Below are 22095 nucleotides of genomic sequence, written 5' to 3' on the forward strand. Positions count from 1 at the left end.
GCGCGCCGGGTAGAGGCGGCCGGGTGGCACTACACGCCAGGGCTTCACCTCCACGAACGCGCCTGGTGTCCAGATTGCCGCCCCAACGCCGGGAGGGCCGTCGTCTGAATGCTCGACACGACGGCTCCCCGGCGGGGCCGACCGCCGCGCCGCTGAATCCGCGCGGCGGTCGGCCCGAATCAGCCGCAGGAATCACCGCACGTATCCCGATCGGGGAGTTTCGCCTGGGGCCCAATCTCATTGAGGTCACCGCACATCACGACGGGATCGGTGCGACCGTCTGGCTGGAGCGCGTCGACCCTGCGGCGCATGAAGAGATCGGCTACGCGGTCGAGCTGGACGCTGCCCCGCGGGTGCGGCTCTACGGCGACGACTGGCCGCCTGAGTCCCATGCGTTCGCGGCAGCCGAGGCTCAGACGATCTGGAAGCGGGCCCTCGCCGAGGGCATGGTGCGGCCCTGGTCCACGAACTCGGCGATGGTGCGGCTCGGATCGGTCGCCGTTGACGAGCGCCGCGTCGAACTGGTGTGGTGCAAGCTCGCGGACACGGTCCTGGTCAGCTTCACCGACATCGAGCCCAGGCGTATCGGCACCGTGGTCATGCGGGAGTGCGGGCCCGGGTTCGTCGCGCAACCCGGCCATCTCGACTGGCTGCGCTACGAGGACCGGGAGGCGCGGCTGCTGCGCGCTGCGGTGCGTCTCTACGCCGAGCGCTGTGCCGCAGCCGAATCGCTATGTGGTGGGCCTCGTCAGGCCCTCCAGGGCACGGGCTGGTTCCGCCGAGTGTGAAGCAGGGCCTGGTTCACTCGGCTGTGTGAGGCGATTGTCTGCCTTGCGGCGTAATCTCGGGCGGCATCAAGCACATCAACTTCGGACGTCGACGGCGGCCGGAGAGGAGCAGCATGGCGCCGCAGAGCCAGAACAGCCAGCCTTCGGGACCCTTCACCCTCCTCGGGGAGGGCCAGCAGGGGCGGGCAGTCAAGATCGTCCTTCCAGCGGGAGTGGCCACACTGGCCGGCTTTGCAGGGCCGCAACCCGCCCCGCAGGTCTCGACACGGCCGCGCAACGTCGTTGAACGACTCGTTCAACATGGAATCATCCCGGTCGGCGAACCCTTCTGGTTCGCATACCTCAACGTGATCACGGGAAGCCCCATCCACCCATGGGCGCTGGCCAATCCGAATCGGTGCCGAGCCACCTTCGTCAACGACCCGGTCAACTGCCTTGAATGGGAAGTCGACCACCAGCGGTACTCCGCGACCGGCCTGGCCCTGGATCTGAAGGAGGAAGCGACCGGCAAGAGACCTCGATCCCTTGCGGGTCCGCAGTTCTGGGTGAACCGCGCAGGCCAGAATCTCGTTGAGATCGCGAAGCAGCACGGGGTCTGGCCCTGAACATTGCCCCCGAGGTCAGGCTTGACTGTCCCAGTGCTTGAGCGGTCATTGCGGGAGCATGACTCGCAGGTTAGAGGAGCCTCTCAGCTACTTTCGGGCTCGTCGTTCGATTCGTGGCAGTTCGGCGTCGATCTCGTCCTCGCTCACCGCCAGCGTGCCGGCGTCGCCACCGGCCTCCAGTACATGGCCGAGTTTTCGTTGGTAGGCAGCTGACTTGGCCCGAAACCGCAGCTCCTCGTGGTCCCTCGTGCGTTTTTGCCCGGTCTCCCGTGCGGTGAGGTCCAAGAGCTCGTAGCGCCGGTTCGCTTCCGCGAGTTCCCGTTCGACCCCATTGCGATACTGGTGAGGTGGCTCCATCCGGTCCCGGCCCGCATTCAGCAGCAGGACCTCCGCGAAGGTCCAGCCGCCCTCGACTTTGTCGGTCCAACGGCCAGGCGGGAGCGGCTTCCGTTCCCCGGCGAGGACGGCGTGGTCGAGGATCTGCTTCCAACCGGTCCGGTTCACTTCGATGGCCCCAGGCCGGTGCGCTGCGGGGCAGGTACGAATGTCCCTGCCGCGCTTGTGGACGCAGGCCGCAGTGACCTCTACAACCGTCCAATGCCACCATTTCACCGATTTCGTCCGCTGCGTTGACCACACCTCGATCCGCAGGCCCGGCTCGACTCGTCGGTGCCAAGGGATCGCCAGGTGCGACACGAGCATTGCGGTCTGGGTGCCGTCCGCGATGGAACGGATAGTCGCCGGGGAAGACTTCAGAAGCGGGAGCCTGCGCGGATTCACGTACCGGCCGGTCGCCTCGTCACCCTCGAAGGAAGCGTTCACCCCCCGATTCTCACAGCACGGGTCCCGCAACGCCACCTGCACACACGGCGCTCTTGGCCGTGCTCGCCGCTGACCGCGCCCGCGGTTCCGTCCTACCTCGTGGTCGCCGGGTTCAGCTCGGGGTGATCGGCTCTCCGGCGGTGAGTCGGGCGGCGTCGGCGGCGGCAAGGCCCGCCACGTGGCCCTCGTAGTTGGTGATTCGAGTCCCGCGGCCGTATTTCAGGTTCGGGAACAGCTCCTCGGTCCTGGCGTCGACGCGCTCGTCGCGCTGGCGCATTACCGGGACCAGGTCGGTGCCGGTCTCCTCGGCGACTTCGCGGGTGGTGTCGCCGGCCGATGCGCGCAGCCGCTCGCCGATCCTCCCTGCGAAGGAGGCCAGGAACGATTGGCGGAACGAGCGGGTCTGCGATCTGCCCGCCTTGGAGGAGACCGAGCCCGCGCGGGTCATCGTGGCGGTGGCCTGCACCAGCAGCGAGTTGTACAGCAGCTCGACCGAGCGCAGGTCGTCCCGGTCGCCGATCAGCGTGGTGAACCCGCCGTCCGGCCAATACACGGGGCGGCAGTGGTTGGCGCTCGCGATCTGTGCGAGCAGCTCCGATTTGGGCATCTCGTAGGGCCGTTCGATGATGACGCGCAAGGCATCCGGTTCGCGCTTGCCGTGGCCGGTCTGCGATAGCAGCGCCTCGTTGACGCTGTGGCGGGCGATGAGCTGCTGGGCCTTCGCCGTGAAAGCCTCGGCCTCCGCGTCCGAACCGGTCGCCTCGGCCTTGGCCAGCAGCGCCTGAATCTTGGTGTAGATCTTGGAGGATTCGGCTCCTTTGAATCCGTGTGCGACCACGGGGCTGCCCGGCAGCGGCTCCACCTTCGGGATAGAGGGGATGGTGCTGAACATGGGGAACGCCTCGAGCGCCCCGGCCCACAGCACGATCCGGTCCCAACGGCCCAGTCCCCTGACCGCCGCGGCGATGTCCTCGAACTCGGTCTGGTCGACCAGTTCCTCGCGGTGGGCCCTCCACCGGTCGCTCAACTGCGCCTCGGGATACCGCGCCAACTGGCCGCGCATCATGGTTTTCGCGGCCCGGACCGCCTCGGCGCTGAGCGACTTCCGGAAGGCGCTCACCACCTCTCGCGGCATCCAGCCTTGCTGCCACGCATGCGCGACCGTGTCGTCGCCGAGTTCCCCGAACGTCCTGGCGAGCGCGGCCGGCCAGCCCTCGTCGCTCGACTGCCCTTCCAGATGAGACGCCGCATCCACCCAGTCCAATTCTTCGCGAGCCGTTTCCTGGAGGATCGTCAGCACCGCATAGCGGGCGCGGCCTTCGATTGGCAGCCCGCTCAGACCGTCCTGTTCTGCGGCGGACCCGCCACGTCCCGGGCCGGATTGAGGGCGCTGCTTGCGAGACTTGGCCTTCGTCTTGCGTCGCTGCTGGTTGTTCTTGCCCACCGGTCCCCCGACCTCGCCAAAAAAGAAGGCCCGGATCACAATTGCGATCCGAGCCTTGACTTGCTTGATTGGTGCGCCGCGAGGGATTCGAACCCCCAACCTTCTGATCCGTAGTCAGATGCTCTATCCGTTGAGCTAGCGGCGCATTCTCGGCCCGTACGACCGGGCCGCGCACCAGCCTACCTGGAGCGCGGGGCGGCCTGCAAGCGGGTATGCGGTTGTGCCGTGGGTCATCGGACGGCGGTCCGGGGTGCGAGGCGGGGTGCTTCGTAGAATGGGCGTTCGGTGCGTGGTGAGGGAGACGGGGACATATGGGCAAGGTGCTGCGGGTCAGTGCTCGGAACGCGCGGTTTCAGCAGTGGGAGGCGCTGCTGACCAACCGGAAGAAGCGGAATCAGGCCGGCGGTTTCCTGGTGCAGGGCGTGCGTCCCATCGATCTCGCGCTGGAGCACGGGTGGACGTTCCAGGACGTCCTCTTCGACGCCGACCGGCGGCTCTCGGATTGGGCCCGGGGCGTGCTCGACGCCAGTGGCGGACAGCACTATGCGGTCGCGCGGGAGCTCATGGCCGAGCTGGGGGAGAAGGAGTCCGACGCGCCCGAGCTGCTGGCCGTCGTGTCCATGCCCGACGTGTCCCTGCGTCGCATCAAGGCCGGGCCCGGATTCTTGGGGATCGCATTCGACCGGCCCGGGAGCCCGGGCAACCTGGGCTCGCTCCTGCGCTCGGCCGACGCGTTCAGCGCCGACGTGGTGATCACCACCGGGCACGGCGCCGATCCGTTCGATCCGCGGTCGGTGCGCGCCTCCACCGGGTCGCTGTTCTCCACCCGCGTCGCCCACGCCGACCGGCCCCAGGACGTCGCCGCCTGGATCACAGGCCAGGCCGGGGCCCCGGTCCGGATGGTCGGGACCGACGAGCACGGCGAGAACGAACTGGCCGCGACCGACCTGACCGGCCCGACGCTGCTGGTCCTCGGCCGCGAGACCGACGGCATGTCGCGCGCCTGGCACGACACTGTGGACGTGACCGCGCGGATTCCGATCGGCGGCGCCGCCTCGTCGCTCAATGCGGCCGCGGCCGGCTCGATCGCCCTCTACGAAGCCGCACGGCAGCGCTCAGGGCGCGCCTAAGAGTTGTCCAGCACGGCGCGGGCCAGCGCCCGCCACGCCTGCGGCAGCTGGTCGGAGCGGTCGGCCGGAGCCTTCTCGACCGCCGCCCACAGCGCCGCCTCCGCCTCCAGGACCTCCTCGCCCAGCAGGTGCCGCTCGACGAACTCCAGCCGGTGCTCCCGGCCGGGGAAGAAGTAGCCGGCCGACGCGAACAGCGCCACATACGCGCGGTGCAGCCCGCCGACGAGCGTCTCGGCCAACTCCCACGGGTCGCCCGTGGCGCCCAGCCGCTCGGCCAGCGTCTCGGTCTCGGCCTCCACGGCAGCCTTGGAGGCGTCGGCGAGGATCTGCGGGAACTCGGTGACCTCCGCGCGGGCCTTCGAACCCAGCTCGGAGTCGTCGGCCAGGAGGGCGCCGTCGGCGAAGCCGGCGATGACGCGCAGGGCCTCGGCGCCCGGCTCGGCCCAGCCCTCGCCGCGCATGAGCTCATCGAGCAGCGAGGTGAACTTCTCGACCGTGAGGTTGACCGCTTCGCCGCTGGCCTCGGCGGGCACGTCGGTGGTCTCCCAGACGCACACCAGCTCGGCCTCGTCGCCGAACCCGGTCAGCGCCGGACCGTGCGCGTAGGCGAAGGCCAGGCGTTCATCGTCGTTGATCTCGGCCAGGACGTCAGTGGAAAGACGGAGCACCGCTTGGGGTAGAGACATATTCCCAGTGTGACGGCATTTCGCAACATGTGTCCACCCGATCAAAGGATGTCTGCGGACACTTCATGTCGTATGCCGCGGTTAGCATTTGCGAATGGCATCACCCAACCATCGCGTTCTCGCCCTCGCTCCGGGGCGCGTCGCGGCCTGGCGGGCGCACTCCCAGCGCCTGCACGGTCCGCGCCACGCCACCCCGATGGACGCGTTCGCGCACCTGGGGGCGGTCCAGTCCCAGGAATACCACCCCTCGAAGCTCACCCCGGCGATGCGATCCGAACCGGACGCGGGCGGCGCCTTCGCCGCCGCGGAATCGGTCGACGCGCTCCTCGGCTCCGGCGCGGTGGTGCGCACCCACGTGCTGCGCCCCACCTGGCACACCGTCCCCGCCCCGGACGCGCGCATGATGCTGGCCGCCACGGCCCAGCGGGTGCAGATGCTTGCGAAGACGCAGTACCGCGAGCTCAACCTCGGCCCGGCACTGCTGGCGAAGAGCGACGAGATCCTGGCCGCGGCGACCAGCGGTGGGCAGCACCTGACGCGGGAGGAGGCCTCCGAGGAACTGGCCCGCGCCGGGATCGCCGACCCGACCGGGCGGCGGCTCATTCACCTGCTCTTCCACGCCGAACTGGAGGCGGCGATCTGTTCGGGCACTCCGATCGGCCCCAAGCAGACCTACGCGAACTTCGACGAGCGCGTCCCGGCCGCCTCCATCGACCGCAAGGACGCCATCCGGGAGCTGGCGCGGCGGTTCTTCGCCTCGCGGGGCCCGGCGACGGTCAAGGACTTCACCCGGTGGTCGAGCCTGACGGTGGCGGACGCGAACGCGGCGCTGGCCGATCTGGATTTCGACTCGGCCGTGATCGACGGCCGCGTTTGCTACTTCGAGGGCGACGTGCCCGAGGCGGTCGGCGGCTCTCCGGTGGTCGACTTCGTGCAGGGCTTCGACGAGATGATGTGCTCCTATACGGACTCCAAGGACTGGGTGCGGCACTCGTCCATCCCGCCGACCAGGTTCCCCGACCGCCCGAAGTTCAACTCGGCGATCCTGCTGGACGGCCAGGTGATCGGGCACTGGAAGGCCCAGGTCAAGGCCGACCGCGTGGTCATCGACTCCTACCGCCTGCGCGGGTTCACGGCCGCGGAGATCGCGGCGATGCGCCGCGGCGCCGACCGCCTGCGGACCTGGTACGGAAGGCCCGAAATGGAGCTCGGCCTCGACCACGCCTGAGGTGCGTCGGGAAGGGACTGCGGCCGCGCTCGGAGGGACTGGTAGAGAACCGGCCGCCCCACCTGACGACCTGTCCTCGGGGCGTGGCCCAGCTCAGCCGTCGCAGGTCCGAACGGTGCCTCCACTGTGCTGATCGGCCGTACGGTCGGGGGTGCGGTGGTCGCGTTCGACGGTGCGGAGTACCCAGGCGGCGGCCCGGTCGGCCTCGGTGGCAAAGGCCCTTGCTATCGGGTGGCACCGGCCAGGGCCCGCACCGGAGCGGCCGCCGTGCGGCGCCGGTAGTAGTGGACCGTGAGGACGCCCAGCAGCGGCCCCCAGGCCACGAGCGGTGCGTACGCGACCCAGAAGACGACGGTCTGCCATCCGTGCACGACCAGCTTGGTGGGATTGCCGTCGACACCCAACCCGAACGCGAACATGACCATCATGTACGTCAGGAACAGCAGCGACACCGCGCCGACCGCGGCCGGGATGACAGCGGCCAGAACCGGCACTCTGCGGCCCCGCAATCCCGGAATCCACCGCGGCCAGACCTCGCCCCACACCGTGACCAGGCCGACCGCCAAGAACGCCAGCGCCTCGCTGACCACACTGAGCGTGATGATGTACCACCACGGGCCCGCGGCCAGACCGCTCGCCTCGGCGTACAGCGAAGGATCCGTTTCCAACAGCGGCACACCGCCGGCCTTCTCGACAATCCTCCAAATGCCGGACGGCAGCGCGGTCAGCGCGGTGGCGTAAGCGGCCCACACGGCCCAACGCGGCACCCCCGCTGCGGTCCGTCCATGCATCCGTTCGGCGAATCCGACAGTGGTCATTCGGGACTCCTGGTATCGACTCGGGGATCGCGGGTTCTCCCGCTCGCGCGCCGGTCCACTCACACCGGTTCGCTGCTTCCGAGTGTCGCTCGACCGTCGAGCACGCCGCCTCCCCCGAGAGCCGCGCATCGGTCCCCCTCAAGGGGGAGATGCGTCGACTGCCCTGGTCGACTTCACCGGAACCTGAACGGCCAATGAGGGCCCCTATGGACCCTTGGTGGGCTTCGTCCGGCTGGTGCGGCCGGAGGGGGCGTGAAGCCCTCGAAGGGGAGGAACCGCAAGAGCGATGCCACTGGAAATTGGATTTTGGAGCGTTCGGGTCGCCAGTGGTGAGAAACGTGCGAGCCCGGCCCGGCCGCGATTGACAAAGGGGCGGCGGATATTCCGCCGCCCCTTCCGTCCTATTCGCTTAGAGCCGGCCGAGGGCCTCGGCGAAGGGGTCGAGGCCCATCGAGCCGAGGTTCAGGGAGTCCGAGTGGAACTGCTTGAGGCTGAAGTCCTCGCCCTTGCGGGCCTTGTAGTCCTCGCGGGCCTGCATCCACAGGCGCTCGCCGACCTTGTAGGACGGGGCCTGGCCCGGCCATCCGAGGTAGCGGTTGCGCTCGAACTTGAGCATGTCGTCCTCGATGGTGCGGGTGTGGGCGCGCATGAACTCGTACATCTTCTCGCCGTCCCACTCCTCGCCGGCGCGCCAGCCGAACGGGTTGTCCTCGGGGATCGCCAGCTCGCAGTGGAGCCCGATGTCGACGATCACGCGCGCGGCACGGAAGGCCTGCGCGTCCAGCATGCCGAGGCGCCCGGCCGGGTCGTCGTCGTAGTAGCCCAGCTCGTCCATGAGCCGCTCGGAGTAGAGCGCCCAGCCCTCGCCGTGGCCCGAGCACCACATCAGCTGGCGCTGGAAGCGGTTGAGCAGCTCGATGCGCGCCATCGTCTGGCCCACCTGGAGGTGGTGACCCGGCACGCCCTCGTGGTACACGGTGGACTTCTCACGCCACTTGCCGAACAGCTTCTGGCCCTCGGGCACCGACCACCACATCGCGCCCGGACGGGAGAAGTCCTCGCTCGGCGGGGTGTAGTAGATCGCCCCGTCCTCGGTCGGCGCGATCTTGCAGTCGATCGTGCGGATCGGCTCGGGGATGTCGAAGTGATCGTCGGCCAGGTCGGCGATGGTCGAGTCGGCGAGGTGCTGCATCCAGTCGCGGAAGACCTCTTTATCGGTGAGGTTCTGTGACGGATCCTCGTCCAGGAACGCCACGACCTCCTCGATCGACGCGCCCGGCTTGATCCGAGCGCACGTCGCCAACATGTCGTCCTCGATGCGCGCGAGCTCTTTCCAGCCCCACGCGTACGTCTCCTCGAGGTCGATCTCGGCGCCGATGAAGTACCTGGACGCCCGCGAGTAGCGGTCGCGGCCCACGGCGTCCTTCTCGGGCGCCTGGTCGGCCAGCTCCTCGCGCAGGAACAGCGCGAACTGCGTCGCCGCCCGCCGCGCGGCCGCCGCGCCGTTGGAGAGCGCGATCCGCAGCGGGCCCTTCGTGATCTTCTCGCCGTCGACGGTGACCGAGTCGATCAGCCCCATCCAGAAGTCGGTGTCCGGACCCTTGGCGCCGTTCCAGTTGTCGCAGTGCTGGGCGACCTCCAGGATCTGGCGCCTGGCCGGCACGCGGTCGGCCGCGGCCTCGGCGCGCAGCGTCTCGGTGTACTGCCCGAACGCCGTCGGGACGGCGTCGAGGCGCTTCGCGATGTTCTCGGCGGCCTCGGTGCCCTCCTTCGGCATGAGGTCGAAGATCTGGCGGACGCTGTGGACCGGGGAGGCCAGCACGTTCAGGCCCAGGTACTCGTCGCCGGCGTCGTGGCGCTCCAGCGACAGCTTGATCCGCTCCAGGATCGCGGCCTTGGCGGCGCGCTCGCGCTCGTCGACCGGCTCCGCCGCCTCGAGGTCGGCGATCGCGCGGCGGTTCAGCTCCGCGTGGGCCTCCGCACCGGCGGGAGAGAGGTCATCGAGCTCGTGGTCGTGACCGGGCACGCCGATCGCGGTGGCTTCGATGGGGCTGAGGGCGATGGCATCCTCAACGTACTTGTCAGCGATCTCGTCGATGATTCGTCTCATGGATTGGACTTTACGCGAGGTCGCCGCACGGTCGCGACCTCAATGCCGTGCACCGATTCCACCCATCCGCCGTCCACGCCGAGCCGCAGCAGCGCCTCCCGCGTCAGCGGAATCTCCTCCGCCTCACCCGGCTCCGGCGGCCACGACTGCCGCAGCTGCCGCGCCTCGTCGAGCCAGTCGCGCATCCGGAAGTCGTAGTGGACGAGATCGTCGCCGATCTTCACGGCCGTCTCGAGGAACACGTCCGAGAACTGCTGCCAGGCGTGCGCCAACTGCACCGCGTTGTGCCGGATCATCCCCTCCACCAGATGGGTCGGGCTGGCCGCGACGCGCGTGCCGTCCCGGAACGAACCGGCCGCGAGCGTGCGGTCCAACGGGTCCGCCGCCAAATGCGTCAGCGCCGCCGCCACCAGGTGTTCGATGTGCGAGACCCGCGCGACGGCGGCGTCGTGCTGCTCGGCCGTCGTCGGCACCACCTGCGCCCCGATCGACGTCCACAGCCGAGCGAGCTCGGTCCAGTCGTCCAGATCGGTCGCCTCGTCGATGCACAGCACCCACTTGCGGCCCCGGAACAGCCCCGGCTCGGCCGCGGCCCAGCCCGAGGTCTCCTTGCCCGCCATGGGATGCCCGCCCACGTACCGGCACGTCTCGGAGAAGATCCGCATCGGCCGGCCCTTGACGGAGGCGACATCGGTGAGGATCCCGTCGAAGAACTTGGGATGGAAGATCCTCGCGTGCTTGCCGATGTCGTCGTTCATCGGCAGCGCCAGCACCGCCACATCGGAGCGGCTGAGCAGCTCCGGGTCCTCGGCCACCTCGAAGAACTCCGACGCGGCCTCGCGGGTCGCGTCGTTCGCGTCCCCGCCGATCACCTCGTGGCCGGCCTCGGCCAGCGCCAAAGCGACCGAACCGCCGATCAGGCCCAGCCCGTACACCGCGATGCGCATCAGAGGTACAGCCCGGTATTGGCGTCGCTGACGCGCCCTGCGGCCACGGCGTGGATGTCCCGCTCGCGCATGAGAATGTAAGTGCGGCCCTGTATCTCGACCTCGGCCTTGTCCTCGGGGTCGAACAGGACCCGGTCCCCGGGCTCGACGGAGCGGACCAGCGGGCCCACCCCGACCGCCTCGGCCCAGTGCAGCCGGCGGCCCATGACGGCGGTGGCGGGGATGACGATCCCCGCGGCGGAGCGGCGCTCGGTCTCGGCATCCTCGCGCACCAGAAGCCGGTCGTGCAGCAGACGTATCGGCAGCCCGGACTCGGTGTCCAACGGTGTATCGGTCACAACGCCCGAGCTTACCGCCCACGCCCGTCACCCCGCCCATCCGCTCGCTCCGCTCGGAAACTCGAAAGACTCGCCGTGCCGGACGGCTCGCCCCGAACCAGAGTGAACGCCACCCCGTCCGCCGGAGGCGCGGTGCAGTGCGAGCGGTGCGACGCACGGCTCGCACCGCGCCGCCACCGCAGGCGCTGTCGGCGCGAACCGGTACGGTACTGAAGACGTCACACCCGCGTCGTTTTGGGAGATATCGTGAGCCGATTCCGCCGCACCACCGCCCGCGCGAGACAGCTGTGGATCGGCATGCGCCTCAACCCATACGCCGAACGGGTCGGAGCCGCGCGCGCGCGACGAGGCGAGGACGAACCCGTCCCCGCGATCACCGCCCCCTCAGACGACGACCTCCCCCCGATCGACGTCGCCGAGACCGCCGACGACGAGAACCTCGAGCGCCGCTACGTACCCGTCGGCCTCGCCGTCGGCGCCGCCTGGGCGTGGCGGATGCTCGTCATCGGCGCGATGATAGCGGTGGTCCTATGGCTGCTCAGCCACGTCACCATCGTCGTCATCCCCATCGCCATCTCCTTCCTGCTCGCCGCGATGCTCCAACCGCTCGCCGCCTGGCTGATCCGTCACGGCTGGAACCGGTCCCTGGCCTCGATCCTGGTGCTCATCGCCGGCGTCGGCGTCGTAGTGCTGGTCATGACCTTCGTGGTGCGCCAGTTCATTGATTCGGTCCCGGAGTTCTGGAACCAGATCGAAGTAGGCCTCCAGCGGGCCCAGGAATGGCTGGAAGGCGGTCCGTGGGGGCTGGACGGCGCCGAGATCGCGGCGTTCCTGGCCAATATCCAAGACCAGGTCACCGACTGGTTCTCGGACAATTCGCAGAGCCTCGTCCAAAGCGGCGTCGACATCGCCGGGACGACGCTCTCAGGCCTGGGCTACTTCTTCACCGGCCTGTTCCTGTGCCTGTTCGCCACCTACTTCTTCATCCGCGACGGCCGCAAGATCTGGAACTTCCTCACCGGCATGCTTCCGGCGGCCGGCCGCGACTCGATGCGCTACGCCGGCGGCGCCGGCTGGTCGACCCTGGTGCAGTACATGCGCACCGTGATCGTGGTCGCCGCCGTCGACGCGATCTTCATCGGACTGGGCCTGTGGCTGCTGGACATCCCGCTGTGGCTGCCGCTGACGACACTGGTTTTCCTCGGCGCATTCATCCCGATCGTCGGCGCCACCGTATCGGGTGCGGTCGCCGTCGTCGTCGCGCTCGTCGGTACCGAGAACGGCCTGTGGAACGCGGTGATCGTGCTCGCGATCGTCCTGGCCGTCCAGCAGATCGAGTCGAACCTGTTGCAACCGATCCTCATGAGCCGCGCCGTCAAGCTCCACCCCCTGGCGATCATCCTCGCCGTCACCGCCGGCGGCTTCACCTTCGGCATCATGGGCGCGCTCATCGCCGTCCCAGTGCTGGCCATCATCAACGGCACCGTCCGCGCCCTCAACCGCTACCGCGACGCCCGTCGCGAAGCCGAGTCCGCCGAAGCGGCCGGAACCGACCCCACCGATCTTGGAGAGGCCTCGGCCCAGACCACATGAGCAGCACCGCAATCGACGTCCTCGACGCGGCGGTGGCCGCGACCCCCGGCGGCCAGGCCCGCGAAGGCCAGCGCCAGATGTGCGAGGCGGTCGAGGCCGCCATCGAGTCGGGGAACCACCTGCTCGTCCAGGCGGGCACCGGCACCGGCAAGTCCCTCGCCTACCTGTGCGCGGCGCTGGCCGCCGGACGGCCCGTCGTCGTCTCGACCGCGACGCTCGCGCTCCAGCACCAGCTCGTCGCCGTCGACCTGCCGCGACTGGTCGAGGCCGTCGGCCCCGTGCTGGGCCGCACGCCGACGTTCGCACTGCTCAAGGGCCGCCACAACTACCTGTGCAAACGCAAGATCGCCGGGGACGACGAAGAGGACGCCGGTGCGCTCGAAGGCACCGAGGAACTCAAGTGGGCCGGCCAGCAGAAGTCCTTCGCCAAGCAGGTGCAGCGGCTGTACGAGTGGGCGAACGAGACCGACACCGGCGACCGGGACGACCTCGATCCCGGCGTGAGCGACCGCGCCTGGAAGCAGGGTTCGACCTCGTCGACGGAGTGCCCCGGCGCCAAGGACTGCGCGCAGGGCCCGGACTGCTTCGCCGAGGCCGCGCGAGCCCGCGCCCACGAGGCCGACATCGTCGTCACCAATCACGCCCTGCTGTCCATCGACATGATGAACGAGCGGACCGTCCTGCCCGAGCACGCGGTGCTCATTGTGGACGAGGCGCACGAACTGGTCGACCGCGTCACCTCCGCGGCGCGGGCCGAGCTGGTCCCGGCGCGGCTGCGCTGGCTGGCGAAGCGGGGCCGCCGCCTGGTCGACACCGACGTGGCCGATGCCCTGGGTGAGGCCGCCGACGCTCTCGAGGGCGCGTTGAACGCGGCCGGCGAGCGCCGGTTCACCGGCGAGCTGCCGGCGCCGCTCGTCGGAGCACTGAACCTCATCAACGGCGCCTGCGTCAAGGCCACCACGATGCTCTCCAACCTCGACTCCGAGACGAAGAAGCAGTTGAGCGCCCAGCAGCTCAAGGCCGGGCTGGTCGAGGCGATCGAGACGGCCGGGCGGTGCATCGGCCCCGCCGGGGACGATGTCATCTGGTCGGAGCCGAACGGGCCGCAGCTGGTGGCCGCGCCGCTGTCGGTCGGCGGGCTGCTCGCGACGATGCTGTACGAGGAGCGCACGGTCATCGCCACGTCGGCGACGCTGACCCTCGGCGGCAAGTTCGACACCGTCGCGCGCGGACTGGGCCTTCCCGCCGGAGAAGAGGGCTGGTCCTCGCTCGACGTGGGCTCCCCGTTCGACTACCGCAAGCAGGGCATCCTCTACGTCGCCTCCAGTCTGCCCCGCCCGACCGCCTCGGGTCTGTCCGAAGAGGTCGGCAAGGAGCTGCTGCGCCTGGTCGAGGCCAGCCGGGGCGGGACGCTCGGCCTGTTCTCCTCCAAGCGGGCCGCCGAGGCCGCGGCCGAGTTGCTGCGCGCCCAGACCGACTACGACATCCTCCTCCAAGGGGAGGAGACCCTCGGGAGCCTCGTCAAGCGCTTCAAGGAGGAGGACTCGACGTGTCTGCTCGGCGTCATGAGCCTGTGGCAGGGCGTCGACGTGCCGGGCATGACGTGCAGGCTGGTGGTGGTCGACCGGATTCCGTTCCCGCGTCCGACCGAGCCGCTGACCGCCGCCCGGAGCGAGGCGGCCGACAAGGCCGGTCGCTCGGGGTTCGCGGAGGTGTCGGTGCCGTCGGCGGCGATCCGGCTGGCGCAGGGCGCCGGTCGCCTCATCCGCCGCACCACCGACAAGGGCGTGGTCGCCATTCTCGACTCGCGGCTGGAGACCAGCCGGTCCTACGGCCGCTTCATGCGGGATTCGCTGCCGCCGTTCTGGTACACGACGAAGTCCGACTCGGTGGTCGGGGCACTGGGCCGCCTCGCCGACTCCCCGGACTGACGGCGCCGGCCGAGCGGGCCGGGCGACCACGCGGACCGGCCGCGCCCGCGAACCGGCTTCGAAGTGCCGCCGCCGCTTTTCGATCGGTCGATGGAGACCCGGGTTTACGCCCGCGGCTGAGGGGCAACTCCGTACACCATGGATGACCCCTCGACCCAAGGTGAACATAAAGTGAATTCATTGCGAACTTATGTGCAACCGCTGCTTAGAGCGCTTACGTGCACTCCCACACACCGGAAGTCGCGAACTTGTTTCCAGTTCACCTGAATGTTAACTTCGGCGGGACGATTTTCAGCCGTCCTCGGGACCAATCGGTACAGTGAGGACAGTCCAAGTGACGAAAGCAGGGATGCCCAGTGCGGTTCTCGCTGAAACCTCAAGACGACGCGTTCTACGCGTTCTTCAACGAAGCCGCCGACAATATCAAGCGCGGCGTCACGATCCTGTCCGAGCTGGGTGACGACAAGCCCGACTACCAGAAGATCTCGGAGCGGCTGGTCGACGTCGAGCACGACAACGACCACCTCACCCACCGGTTGTTCAACAAGATCAACTCCACGTTCGTCACGCCTATGGACCGCACCGACATGCACATGCTCGCGGGCAAGCTCGACGACGTCCTGGACCACATCGAGGCCGCCGCGAACCTGGTCTACCTCTACGGCCTGTCGGCGCTGCCGACCCTGCCGCGCGAGATGATCGAGCAGATCACCGTGCTGGAGGCCCAGGCCGATCTCCTCTGTGAGTACCTGCCCATGCTCAAGGGCCTGAACTCGGGGATGCAGGAGTTCTGGGTCGAGTGCAACCGGCTGGAGAACGACGGTGACCGCGCCTACCGCATGCTCCTGGTGCGCCTGTACTCCGGCGAGTACGAGACCCTCACCGTCATGAAGCTCAAGGAAGTCGCCGACGAGCTCGAGGCCGCCTGCGACTCCTTCGAGGCCGTCAGCCACGTCGTCGAGTCGGTTTACGTCAAGGAATCCTGACGTGGACGCCAACCTCATCGCGGTGATCGCAGCCATCGCCGCGGCGCTGCTGTTCGCCTACACCAATGGTTTTCACGACTCGGCGAACGCCATCGCCACCTCGATCTCCACCCGGGCGCTCAAACCCCGCACCGCCTTGGCGATGGCCGCGATCGGCAACTTCATCGGCGCCCACCTCGGCGGGGCGGTCGCCTCGACCGTCGCCGACGGCCTGGTCGACCTGCCGGTCGGCATGACCGGGTTGACGATCGTGCTGGCGGGCGTCATCGGCGCCATCGGCTGGAACTACATCGCCTGGTGGTTCGGCTGGCCCATCTCGGCCTCCCACTCGCTGCTCGGCGGGATCGCCGGCGCGACCCTCGCCGGAGGCGCGACCGTCATCTGGAGCGGCCTGCTCAACAAGGTCGCACTTCCCACCGTGATCTCCCCGCTGGTCGGCTTCGGGCTCGGCTTCCTGGTGATGATCGCGGTCTACTGGATCTTCCGCAAGGGACGCCCCGACAAGCTCAACCGCGGCTTCCGCCACGCCCAGACCGTCTCGGCCGCCGCCATGGCCATCGGCCACGGCATGCAGGACGCGGCCAAGACCATGGGCATCATCGTCCTGGCCCTCTACGTCGGCGGCTACCAGGACACCTCAACCGAGATCCAGGAATGGGTCTACATCGTCGCCGCCCTCGCACTGGCGCTCGGCACCTATCAGGGCGGCTGGCGCATCATCAAGACCCTCGGCCGCAAGATCATCGACCTGCACCCGCCGCAGGGATTCGCCGCCGAGACGGTGGCCTCGTCGGTGCTGTTCGTCAACACCATGATCGGCGCCCCGATCTCGACCACGCACATCATCACGTCCTCGATCATGGGCGTCGGCTCGACCGGCGGCAAGCGGGCCGTGCGGTGGGGTGTGGCGCGCACGATCGTCATGGCCTGGGTCCTGACCTTCCCCGTCGCGGCCGTGGTCGGAGCGCTGGTGTACTTCCCGATCAGCTGGATTTTCTAGGCGTTGTGCCAGGGCGCCGCGCGCGCTTCGGCTAGCGTGAGATTCATGTCCATCCAGCGCTTCGGGAAATGGAACTTCAGGGCGGTCGACCCAGGGTCGGCCGCCCGTGCGCGTGCCCGCCTCGAAGCGCGGGGCGCGCCGCCCGAGCCTGAGCGGGCCGCCGCCGTCGTGCTGCTGCGCGAGGCGCCGCTGCGGGTGTTCCTGTTGCGTCACGCCGCGAAGGAGCCGTTCGGTGCCGCATTGCCCGACCGGGCCTTCGCGGGGGAGCCGACGGTCCGGGCCGCCTACGTCAACGGTGGGACGGCGCGGGAGGCGTGGGAGGCGCGCGACGAGAACAGCGCCCGCCCCGTCGCCCGGTACGGCTTCCCGGGCGGGCGATTCAAGCCCGACGACCCCGATGTGGCGATGACGGGGGTGCGGGAGGTCGAGGAGGAGACCGGCGCGATGGTGGCGCTCCAGCGGGCTTGGGCGCGCTGGGTGACCCCGGAGTACGAGCCGGTCCGGTTCGACGCCTGGATCTACGTGGCGACCCTCGCCGAGGGCTTCCAGCCGCGCATTCGGGTGCGCGAACCGGAGTACGCGACGTGGATCGGGCCGGAGCAGGCGGTGTGCCAGTACGGCGCGCAGATGTCGATGCCGGAGGCGACGACGCTCGCCGAGCTCTCGCGCTATTCGACCGTCGGCGAGGTCTTCGCCGCCGCCGAGCAGCGCGACATGTCCCCGATACTGCCGCGCCTCAGTGTCAAGGGCGGAAAGGCGGCGCTGGTCCTGCCGGGCGAGGACGGCTATCCGGCGGCGGCACTGGCGGGAACGCGATAGGTGCGGATCCGCATTTAATACGAAATATCAGCCCTTAGGGACCCCTGGCGCAACGATAGCGCGGGGTCCCGACACTTTTCCCGTTCTCCGAATGAGCGCGACTCGCGTTACGGCACTTGCCCTGTGGCATTTGCCCTGTGGTTCAGCGCAGCTGCTTGGACCACTGGACGTCGCTGTGGACCGTCTCGAAGCCCATGGAGCGGTAGAGCCCCACTGCCCGGGGATTGGACTCGTCGACGTACAGGGCGACCTGTCGGATGCCGTGCGCGGCAAGGTGGGCGAGCCCGGCCAGGGTCAAGGCGCGGCCCACGCCGGTGCCCTGGGCCCGCGGATCGACGCCGAGCACATAGATCTCGCCCTCCCCCTCCTCCACTTTGGTCCAGTGGAAGCCGAGCATGCCCTGGTCGTCGGCGGCGACAATGAGTCCGTCAGGGTCGAACCAGGTCTCGTACTGGCGCGAGCGCAAGTCCGCCGCCGTCCAGCGGCCCTGCTCGGGGTGGGTGGCGAAGGCGGCCGCGTTGACCCGCAGCCACTCCTCGTCGTCCTCGCCGACCCGGAAGGGCCGCAGCGTGATCGAGTCGGGCAGCACCACGGCCCCGCCGTTCCCGGTGGGCCAGTTGCGCCCGGCCCCGGCCGGCCACGCTCCAGGCCATTCGAAACCGTCGAGATCTCGGCCGAGTTGGAACAGGACCCGCTCCCGCGCAAAGCCCTCGGACTCCGCGAAAGCGGCCGCGGCGGCGAGATCGCCGTGCGCCCACACCCGCAGTTGCGTGATTTCGGCCTCAAGTGAGGCGACGACCTCCCGCAGCAGCGCCCGGCCCACCCCGCGGCGCCGATGCCCCGGATCGACCGCCAATTCGGCCCCGGCGGCCCCGTCGACCACTTCCACACCCGCGTAAGCGATGACCGTTTCTTCTTGTGGCACAACGAAGTGCCTGCGTTCAGGAGAGGCGGGACGGGACAGGGCGAGAGTGGTCTCCTCGTTGAACGGATCGACCCCGTCGGCCTCGGCGCAGTGGCGCGCCATCGTAACGATCTTGTGAACTTCCCTACCCGGAAGTGAAGCAAGTTGCGGCATGGGGTTACCCTAGTCGTGGACTCAGCACCGTGCCGGGGTGCTGAGTCCTTTTATGTGCCCAGACCTCTTCACCCCACGTGGTCCGGCAGCGACGACGCCCGCGAGACGACAGCGGCACAACTCCCCAAAGGCACGGCCGGTCAGAAATCTGACCAGAATTTGACTGGAATGCCGTAACCGGCCGTCCCACACCGGGCTCGACCGGCCTGCGAGAATTAGTCCACAAGCGGCGTCCGACCAAGGTTTTCCCTGGTCGGGGGCCGTTTTTGCTGGATGTGGCGGAGAAGGTGGGATTCGAACCCACGGTGGGTTTTGACACCCACGCCGGTTTTCAAGACCGGTGCACTAGTCCGCTATGCGACTCCTCCAGGCCCCGAAAGGCAAGGGCCAATCTACCAAACGCTTTGGTAACTCTCAGCGGTGCTGGGGGCCGACGCAGCAGGTCGTGCAGGTGCGGGCGCCCTCGAGGGTGATGGCGAGGCAGCAGGTGCGGCGCTGGTAGACCAGGCGGCCCTCCTCGTCGGTGGCGACGTCGACCAGGTCGGCGACGTCGAAGGCCGACAACAGGTTCTTGGCGATCACCTCGGCCGGCTCGTCCACCACCTGGGCGCACGAGGCCGTCGCATAGGCCAGCCCCGAAGCCAGCGAGCCCATCATGGTGCGCCGGCCCACCCGGACCTCGCGCAGGAACGCCGCCAGCACCGGTGCGAGGTGGTTCTCCAGCAGTGAGGCGCGCATCCGCTCCAGCAGCGCCGCCTCGCCCGCGACGACTTCGACGCCGGGCAGGCCCGCGCACGGGTCGTCCGGCAGGGCCAGGAAGCGCGGAGTCGGCTGCCGCACCGCGAACATGGGTTCGCCCTCGCTGATGCGGAAGACGGCATTGCCGGCCTCCATGAGCGGGACGCGGCGGGCGGTGACGTAGCCGAGGACGGCCGGGGCGACCATCCAGTAGCAGTAGGTCTTCCACGCCAACGCCGCATTGGCGTGCGGCGAGCCGCCCCACAGGGCGGAGGCGGCGCCGAGCAGTTCGGCCACGCGGGTGCCGTCGGTCAGCTCGGTCGCGGCGAACTCGACGCACTCGTCCGGTTCGGCCGTGTCGTCAACGGCGCTGTCGAGCCAGTCGCGCAGGCCCAGCAGCGGATTGGGGCCGACGGTGCCACCGACGCGGTTCGCGGCATCGCGCAGGGCGGCAAGGGGATCAGGAGTGGTCAAGTCGGGGCGTACGTCGACAGCGGTGGCGCTCAGCACGTGAGGCCCTCCGCGCACGCGAGTCCCATCGATTGCCCCTCTCAGGTAAGGATGGGCTAACCTTACCCGACGGATGCCGCGAACTGTCAATAAACCGACAGACGCTGCGCGCCTACAGGGTGTAGGAAAGCGAGGTGCTGTGGGTTGAGCGTCGCCGAGTGGGATGAGATTCACAGCACCTCGCCCCTGCCTCAAATGATCCCCGCCCCGGCGGCGTCCCCGTCGCACACGACGTGCGACCGTCCCGGCGCCTTCCCGGCTTTCTCTGGCAGGCTTGGCGCTTATGTCGAACCACTCCGAGCGCCTCCCGCTGAGCGCCCCGGTGCTGCGGCGAGAAATCTGGATCGTCCTGGCGCTCTCGCTTGGCGCCTCCGCGATCTGGTCGATCGTGGACATCCTCGGCACCCTCACCGCACCCGGCGGCCTCGCCGAACACACCGAGTCCATGAACTCCGCCCTCGCCGAACCCGAGCGCCCCTTGCTCGACCTGGCCAAGCAACTGGTCCGGATCGCCCTCGCCCTGGCCCCGGTGGCGCTGGCGCTTCATCTGCTGAGCCTCGATCGCGGGAACCCGTTCCGCCTCATCGGCCTCGACCGCACCCGCCCCGCACGAGACCTCCTGGCCGGCGCCGCGCTGGCGGCCGCGATCGGCATCCCCGGCCTCGGCCTCTACTTCGCCGCGACGGCCCTCGGACTCAACGCCGACATCGAGGCCTCGAACCTGAACGACGTGTGGTGGGCGGTACCGATCCTCGTCCTGGCCGCGCTCAAGAACGCGGTCGTGGAGGAGGTGATCGGCGTCGGATACCTGATCACCCGGCTGCGCCAACTGGCGTGGAGCCCGGTCGCGATCGTCGTGGCACACTCCCTGCTCCGCGGCACCTACCACCTCTACCAGGGCTTCGGCGGTTTCATCGGCAACGCGGTCATGGGCGCGGTCTTCGCGCTGGTCTTCCTCCGCTGGAAGCGGACCGGCCCACTGATCTGGGCCCACACCCTTCTCGACATCGCCGCGTTCGTGGGCTACCTGTTGGTAGCACCACACGTGAGCTGGCTTTAACGCCCGAGCTACCCGCTTGCCGCCCTGAGCGGCCACCCGGTAAGCTCGGCAATCGGTACGTGCTCTGCCGCGTCCTGGAGGATTCGCATAGTGGCCTAGTGCGCCCGCCTGCTAAGCGGGTTTCGGGTGATACCCGATCATGGGTTCAAATCCCATATCCTCCGCCACAAAGCCCCGCTGACCTGCGTAAACGCAGGCTCACCGGGGCTTCTGGTTTTCTTGGCAATCGAACATCCGCCGCTATGTACGAAATATCGCCGTTCAGTGTCACTGACCTGCAATTACGTCGCCTATCCGGATCGCCGTCGCCAATTGCGTCCGGACCTGTCCAGCTGTCGCCAACCAGTTTCCGGCCAAATACCGGCCAAAGTTTTGGGCCGAAGGCGACTGCGACTCAGCATCGTTCACCCGTTGGAGTGAAATCTCCGACCCGCGTCCCATATTCTAGGACTCCAAGGCTTCGCGGGAGTTCTACCAGCCGAAACATCAGGCATCAGACGGCGGGAATTTCGTGCCTCTCCAAAGGGGCGCGGTAGTCCGGTGCTTCGGCCATGCCTGGCAGTTCCTTGAAAGGGTCGACCGTCTCGGTGCGGGCCCATGCCCGAGCCATGTCCTAGGAAGTCGGAACGACAGTTGCCTTTAGGTTCGTTTACGGCCAGATCTTCGGCTTCTTGGGCAGCGTCGATCGCCTCTTGCAGGGTCTAGGCCGCTTCGGCGAGGACTTCGAGTCCTTCCCAGAGGTTGTCGTAAGCCGTGGTCTACGGCAGCGCGTTGTCGGCTCCGATGCATGGGCAACCGCGAGTCCTGGGCGCGGCCGAAATCCAGGAATCCAACGGCCGCAAAGCTTCCAATGTCGAAATAGTGGAACCTTCCGTGCGTTCCGAACGTCAAAGCTCCCGTGATCGACGGCAGGTCGATCGCGCCGGTCCCCGAACCGGTCCACCCCCCGCCCGAATGGAGCTACCCGTGAGAATCCAGAAGACCGCCGTCGTCTGCGCTTTGGCGCTGTTCGCGGCCGGATGCGCGGCCACAGGTGAACAAGGCACCGATGACGCCGGATTGTCTGACCCCATCTTTGAACGCCCGACCTACACCCCGGGCGTGTCCGTAGACGACTTCTGCCCCGAAGGCGAGGAGATCGAGGCGCTGGAGGCGACGCCGGAGTCCTCCCAGGTCAGGCTCTGGCACAACAACGTCATTTCCATCGACGGCACCGTCGACCCGGCGCCGGAGAAGCTGGCTTGCTCCTACTTCTATACGAAAGGCGACGAGCCCCTCGACCGGCTCACCGACGACATCGCCACCCCGGTGGTCGAATTGAATATCCTGGAGGAGGCTTCCGATACGGAGGTCAACTCGGCCCTGGATCCCGCGGACTTCCCCGAGTTCCCCGAGTACTTCCAGATCACCGGTTGGGACCACGCCGCCACCGAGGAGGAGACCGAGACCTGCCTCACGGACCCC

At 68.6% G+C, this 22095-nt stretch carries 20 protein-coding genes and 3 tRNA genes; 12 read left to right on the top strand and 11 right to left on the bottom strand.

The window, feature by feature from the left end; genetic code table 11:
* The first annotated feature begins 65 nt into the window (after positions 1-65).
* Together FAB82_RS03465 and FAB82_RS03470 are read left to right on the top strand one after the other, a co-directional pair.
* Positions 66-788, top strand: coding sequence for a hypothetical protein (locus FAB82_RS03465; protein WP_136533157.1), 723 nt, complete (start codon positions 66-68; stop codon positions 786-788).
* Positions 789-901: 113 nt separating this feature from the next.
* Positions 902-1393: a hypothetical protein gene (locus tag FAB82_RS03470; protein ID WP_136533158.1), complete on the top strand. Its 492-nt coding sequence runs from the start codon at positions 902-904 to the stop codon at positions 1391-1393.
* Between the two features lie 87 nt (positions 1394-1480).
* Here FAB82_RS03470 and FAB82_RS03475 read toward each other — a convergent pair whose 3' ends face one another.
* From FAB82_RS03475 to FAB82_RS03485, 3 genes are all read right to left on the bottom strand, one after another.
* A complete protein-coding gene (locus FAB82_RS03475; protein ID WP_136533159.1) occupies positions 1481-2215 on the bottom strand; it encodes a hypothetical protein in 735 nt (244 codons plus the stop codon).
* Between the two features lie 112 nt (positions 2216-2327).
* Positions 2328-3659, bottom strand: a complete 1332-nt coding sequence (locus FAB82_RS03480; protein ID WP_136533160.1) for a DUF2786 domain-containing protein — start codon at positions 3657-3659, stop codon at positions 2328-2330.
* Between the two features lie 69 nt (positions 3660-3728).
* Positions 3729-3804, bottom strand: a tRNA-Arg gene (locus FAB82_RS03485).
* A gap of 166 nt (positions 3805-3970) precedes the next feature.
* Between FAB82_RS03485 and FAB82_RS03490 the strand changes: the two genes are divergently transcribed.
* Positions 3971-4789 (top strand): RNA methyltransferase, encoded by an 819-nt coding sequence (locus FAB82_RS03490; RefSeq protein ID WP_136533161.1) that lies wholly within the window; start codon positions 3971-3973, stop codon positions 4787-4789.
* Here FAB82_RS03490 and FAB82_RS03495 read toward each other — a convergent pair.
* On the bottom strand, positions 4786-5475 hold the full coding sequence (locus FAB82_RS03495; protein ID WP_136533162.1) for a hypothetical protein: 690 nt from the start codon (positions 5473-5475) through the stop codon (positions 4786-4788). The genes FAB82_RS03490 and FAB82_RS03495 overlap by 4 nt on opposite strands.
* 94 nt (positions 5476-5569) lie before the next feature.
* On the opposite strand from FAB82_RS03495, the gene FAB82_RS03500 reads away from it, so the two are divergent.
* Positions 5570-6703 carry a winged helix DNA-binding domain-containing protein gene (locus FAB82_RS03500; RefSeq protein ID WP_136533163.1) on the top strand — a complete coding sequence of 378 codons (1134 nt, stop codon included), beginning with the start codon at positions 5570-5572 and terminating at the stop codon, positions 6701-6703.
* 224 nt (positions 6704-6927) lie between these two features.
* On the opposite strand, the gene FAB82_RS03505 is transcribed toward FAB82_RS03500, so the two are convergent.
* The 4 genes from FAB82_RS03505 to FAB82_RS27405 form a co-directional block, all read right to left on the bottom strand.
* Complete coding sequence (locus FAB82_RS03505) at positions 6928-7521, bottom strand: hypothetical protein (RefSeq protein WP_136533164.1); 594 nt, start codon at positions 7519-7521, stop codon at positions 6928-6930.
* Positions 7522-7930: 409 nt separating this feature from the next.
* Positions 7931-9631, bottom strand: coding sequence for a DUF885 domain-containing protein (locus FAB82_RS03510; RefSeq protein ID WP_136533165.1), 1701 nt, complete (start codon positions 9629-9631; stop codon positions 7931-7933).
* Positions 9628-10578: a prephenate dehydrogenase gene (locus FAB82_RS03515; RefSeq protein WP_211116346.1), complete on the bottom strand. Its 951-nt coding sequence runs from the start codon at positions 10576-10578 to the stop codon at positions 9628-9630. Before FAB82_RS03515 ends, FAB82_RS03510 begins: the two co-directional genes overlap by 4 nt.
* Positions 10578-10916 carry a GroES family chaperonin gene (locus FAB82_RS27405; RefSeq protein WP_211116347.1) on the bottom strand — a complete coding sequence of 113 codons (339 nt, stop codon included), beginning with the start codon at positions 10914-10916 and terminating at the stop codon, positions 10578-10580. The genes FAB82_RS03515 and FAB82_RS27405 overlap by 1 nt, the downstream gene beginning before the upstream one ends.
* 246 nt (positions 10917-11162) lie before the next feature.
* Here FAB82_RS27405 and FAB82_RS03520 point away from each other — a divergent pair, with 246 nt between their 5' ends.
* The 5 genes from FAB82_RS03520 (at position 11163) to FAB82_RS03540 (ending at position 17245) form a co-directional block, all read left to right on the top strand.
* Entirely contained in the window at positions 11163-12509 is a 1347-nt protein-coding gene (locus FAB82_RS03520) for an AI-2E family transporter (RefSeq protein ID WP_136533167.1), read from the top strand.
* Positions 12506-14440: an ATP-dependent DNA helicase gene (locus FAB82_RS03525; protein WP_136533168.1), complete on the top strand. Its 1935-nt coding sequence runs from the start codon at positions 12506-12508 to the stop codon at positions 14438-14440. The genes FAB82_RS03520 and FAB82_RS03525 overlap by 4 nt, the downstream gene beginning before the upstream one ends.
* A gap of 356 nt (positions 14441-14796) precedes the next feature.
* Positions 14797-15426, top strand: a complete 630-nt coding sequence (locus FAB82_RS03530; RefSeq protein ID WP_136533169.1) for a DUF47 domain-containing protein — start codon at positions 14797-14799, stop codon at positions 15424-15426.
* Between the two features lies 1 nt (position 15427).
* On the top strand, positions 15428-16426 hold the full coding sequence (locus FAB82_RS03535; RefSeq protein WP_136533170.1) for an inorganic phosphate transporter: 999 nt from the start codon (positions 15428-15430) through the stop codon (positions 16424-16426).
* Positions 16427-16471: 45 nt separating this feature from the next.
* Positions 16472-17245, top strand: coding sequence for an NUDIX hydrolase (locus FAB82_RS03540; protein ID WP_136533171.1), 774 nt, complete (start codon positions 16472-16474; stop codon positions 17243-17245).
* A 142-nt stretch (positions 17246-17387) separates the two neighbouring features.
* On the opposite strand, the gene mshD is transcribed toward FAB82_RS03540, so the two are convergent.
* The 3 genes from mshD to FAB82_RS03555 all read right to left on the bottom strand — a co-directional run bounded on the left by mshD (position 17388) and on the right by FAB82_RS03555 (position 19571).
* Positions 17388-18323 (bottom strand): mycothiol synthase, encoded by a 936-nt coding sequence (mshD, locus tag FAB82_RS03545; protein ID WP_136533172.1) that lies wholly within the window; start codon positions 18321-18323, stop codon positions 17388-17390.
* Between the two features lie 276 nt (positions 18324-18599).
* Positions 18600-18691, bottom strand: a tRNA-Ser gene (locus tag FAB82_RS03550).
* A 46-nt stretch (positions 18692-18737) separates the two neighbouring features.
* Positions 18738-19571 (bottom strand): ferric iron reductase, encoded by an 834-nt coding sequence (locus FAB82_RS03555; protein WP_211116349.1) that lies wholly within the window; start codon positions 19569-19571, stop codon positions 18738-18740.
* A gap of 283 nt (positions 19572-19854) precedes the next feature.
* On the opposite strand from FAB82_RS03555, the gene FAB82_RS03560 reads away from it, so the two are divergent.
* The 3 genes from FAB82_RS03560 to FAB82_RS03570 form a co-directional block, all read left to right on the top strand.
* Positions 19855-20631 (top strand): CPBP family intramembrane glutamic endopeptidase, encoded by a 777-nt coding sequence (locus FAB82_RS03560; protein WP_136533174.1) that lies wholly within the window; start codon positions 19855-19857, stop codon positions 20629-20631.
* A gap of 76 nt (positions 20632-20707) precedes the next feature.
* Positions 20708-20798, top strand: a tRNA-Ser gene (locus FAB82_RS03565).
* Between the two features lie 799 nt (positions 20799-21597).
* On the top strand, positions 21598-22095 hold a 498-nt coding region (locus tag FAB82_RS03570; protein ID WP_136533175.1), incomplete at its 3' end, for a hypothetical protein.

Origin of the sequence: Glycomyces buryatensis (assembly GCF_004912275.1) — a bacterium.
GTDB lineage: Bacteria > Actinomycetota > Actinomycetes > Mycobacteriales > Micromonosporaceae > Glycomyces > Glycomyces buryatensis.

Coding starts and splice junctions, on each gene's coding strand:
- FAB82_RS03470 (WP_136533158.1), top strand. CDS start 902: ATGGCGCCGCAGAGCCAGAACAGCCAGCCTTCGGGACCCTTCACCCTC.
- FAB82_RS03490 (WP_136533161.1), top strand. CDS start 3,971: ATGGGCAAGGTGCTGCGGGTCAGTGCTCGGAACGCGCGGTTTCAGCAG.
- FAB82_RS03495 (WP_136533162.1), bottom strand. CDS start 5,475: ATGTCTCTACCCCAAGCGGTGCTCCGTCTTTCCACTGACGTCCTGGCC.
- FAB82_RS03500 (WP_136533163.1), top strand. CDS start 5,570: ATGGCATCACCCAACCATCGCGTTCTCGCCCTCGCTCCGGGGCGCGTC.
- FAB82_RS03505 (WP_136533164.1), bottom strand. CDS start 7,521: ATGACCACTGTCGGATTCGCCGAACGGATGCATGGACGGACCGCAGCG.
- FAB82_RS03510 (WP_136533165.1), bottom strand. CDS start 9,631: ATGAGACGAATCATCGACGAGATCGCTGACAAGTACGTTGAGGATGCC.
- FAB82_RS03515 (WP_211116346.1), bottom strand. CDS start 10,578: ATGCGCATCGCGGTGTACGGGCTGGGCCTGATCGGCGGTTCGGTCGCT.
- FAB82_RS03525 (WP_136533168.1), top strand. CDS start 12,506: ATGAGCAGCACCGCAATCGACGTCCTCGACGCGGCGGTGGCCGCGACC.
- FAB82_RS03540 (WP_136533171.1), top strand. CDS start 16,472: ATGTCCATCCAGCGCTTCGGGAAATGGAACTTCAGGGCGGTCGACCCA.
- mshD (WP_136533172.1), bottom strand. CDS start 18,323: ATGCCGCAACTTGCTTCACTTCCGGGTAGGGAAGTTCACAAGATCGTT.
- FAB82_RS03560 (WP_136533174.1), top strand. CDS start 19,855: ATGTCGAACCACTCCGAGCGCCTCCCGCTGAGCGCCCCGGTGCTGCGG.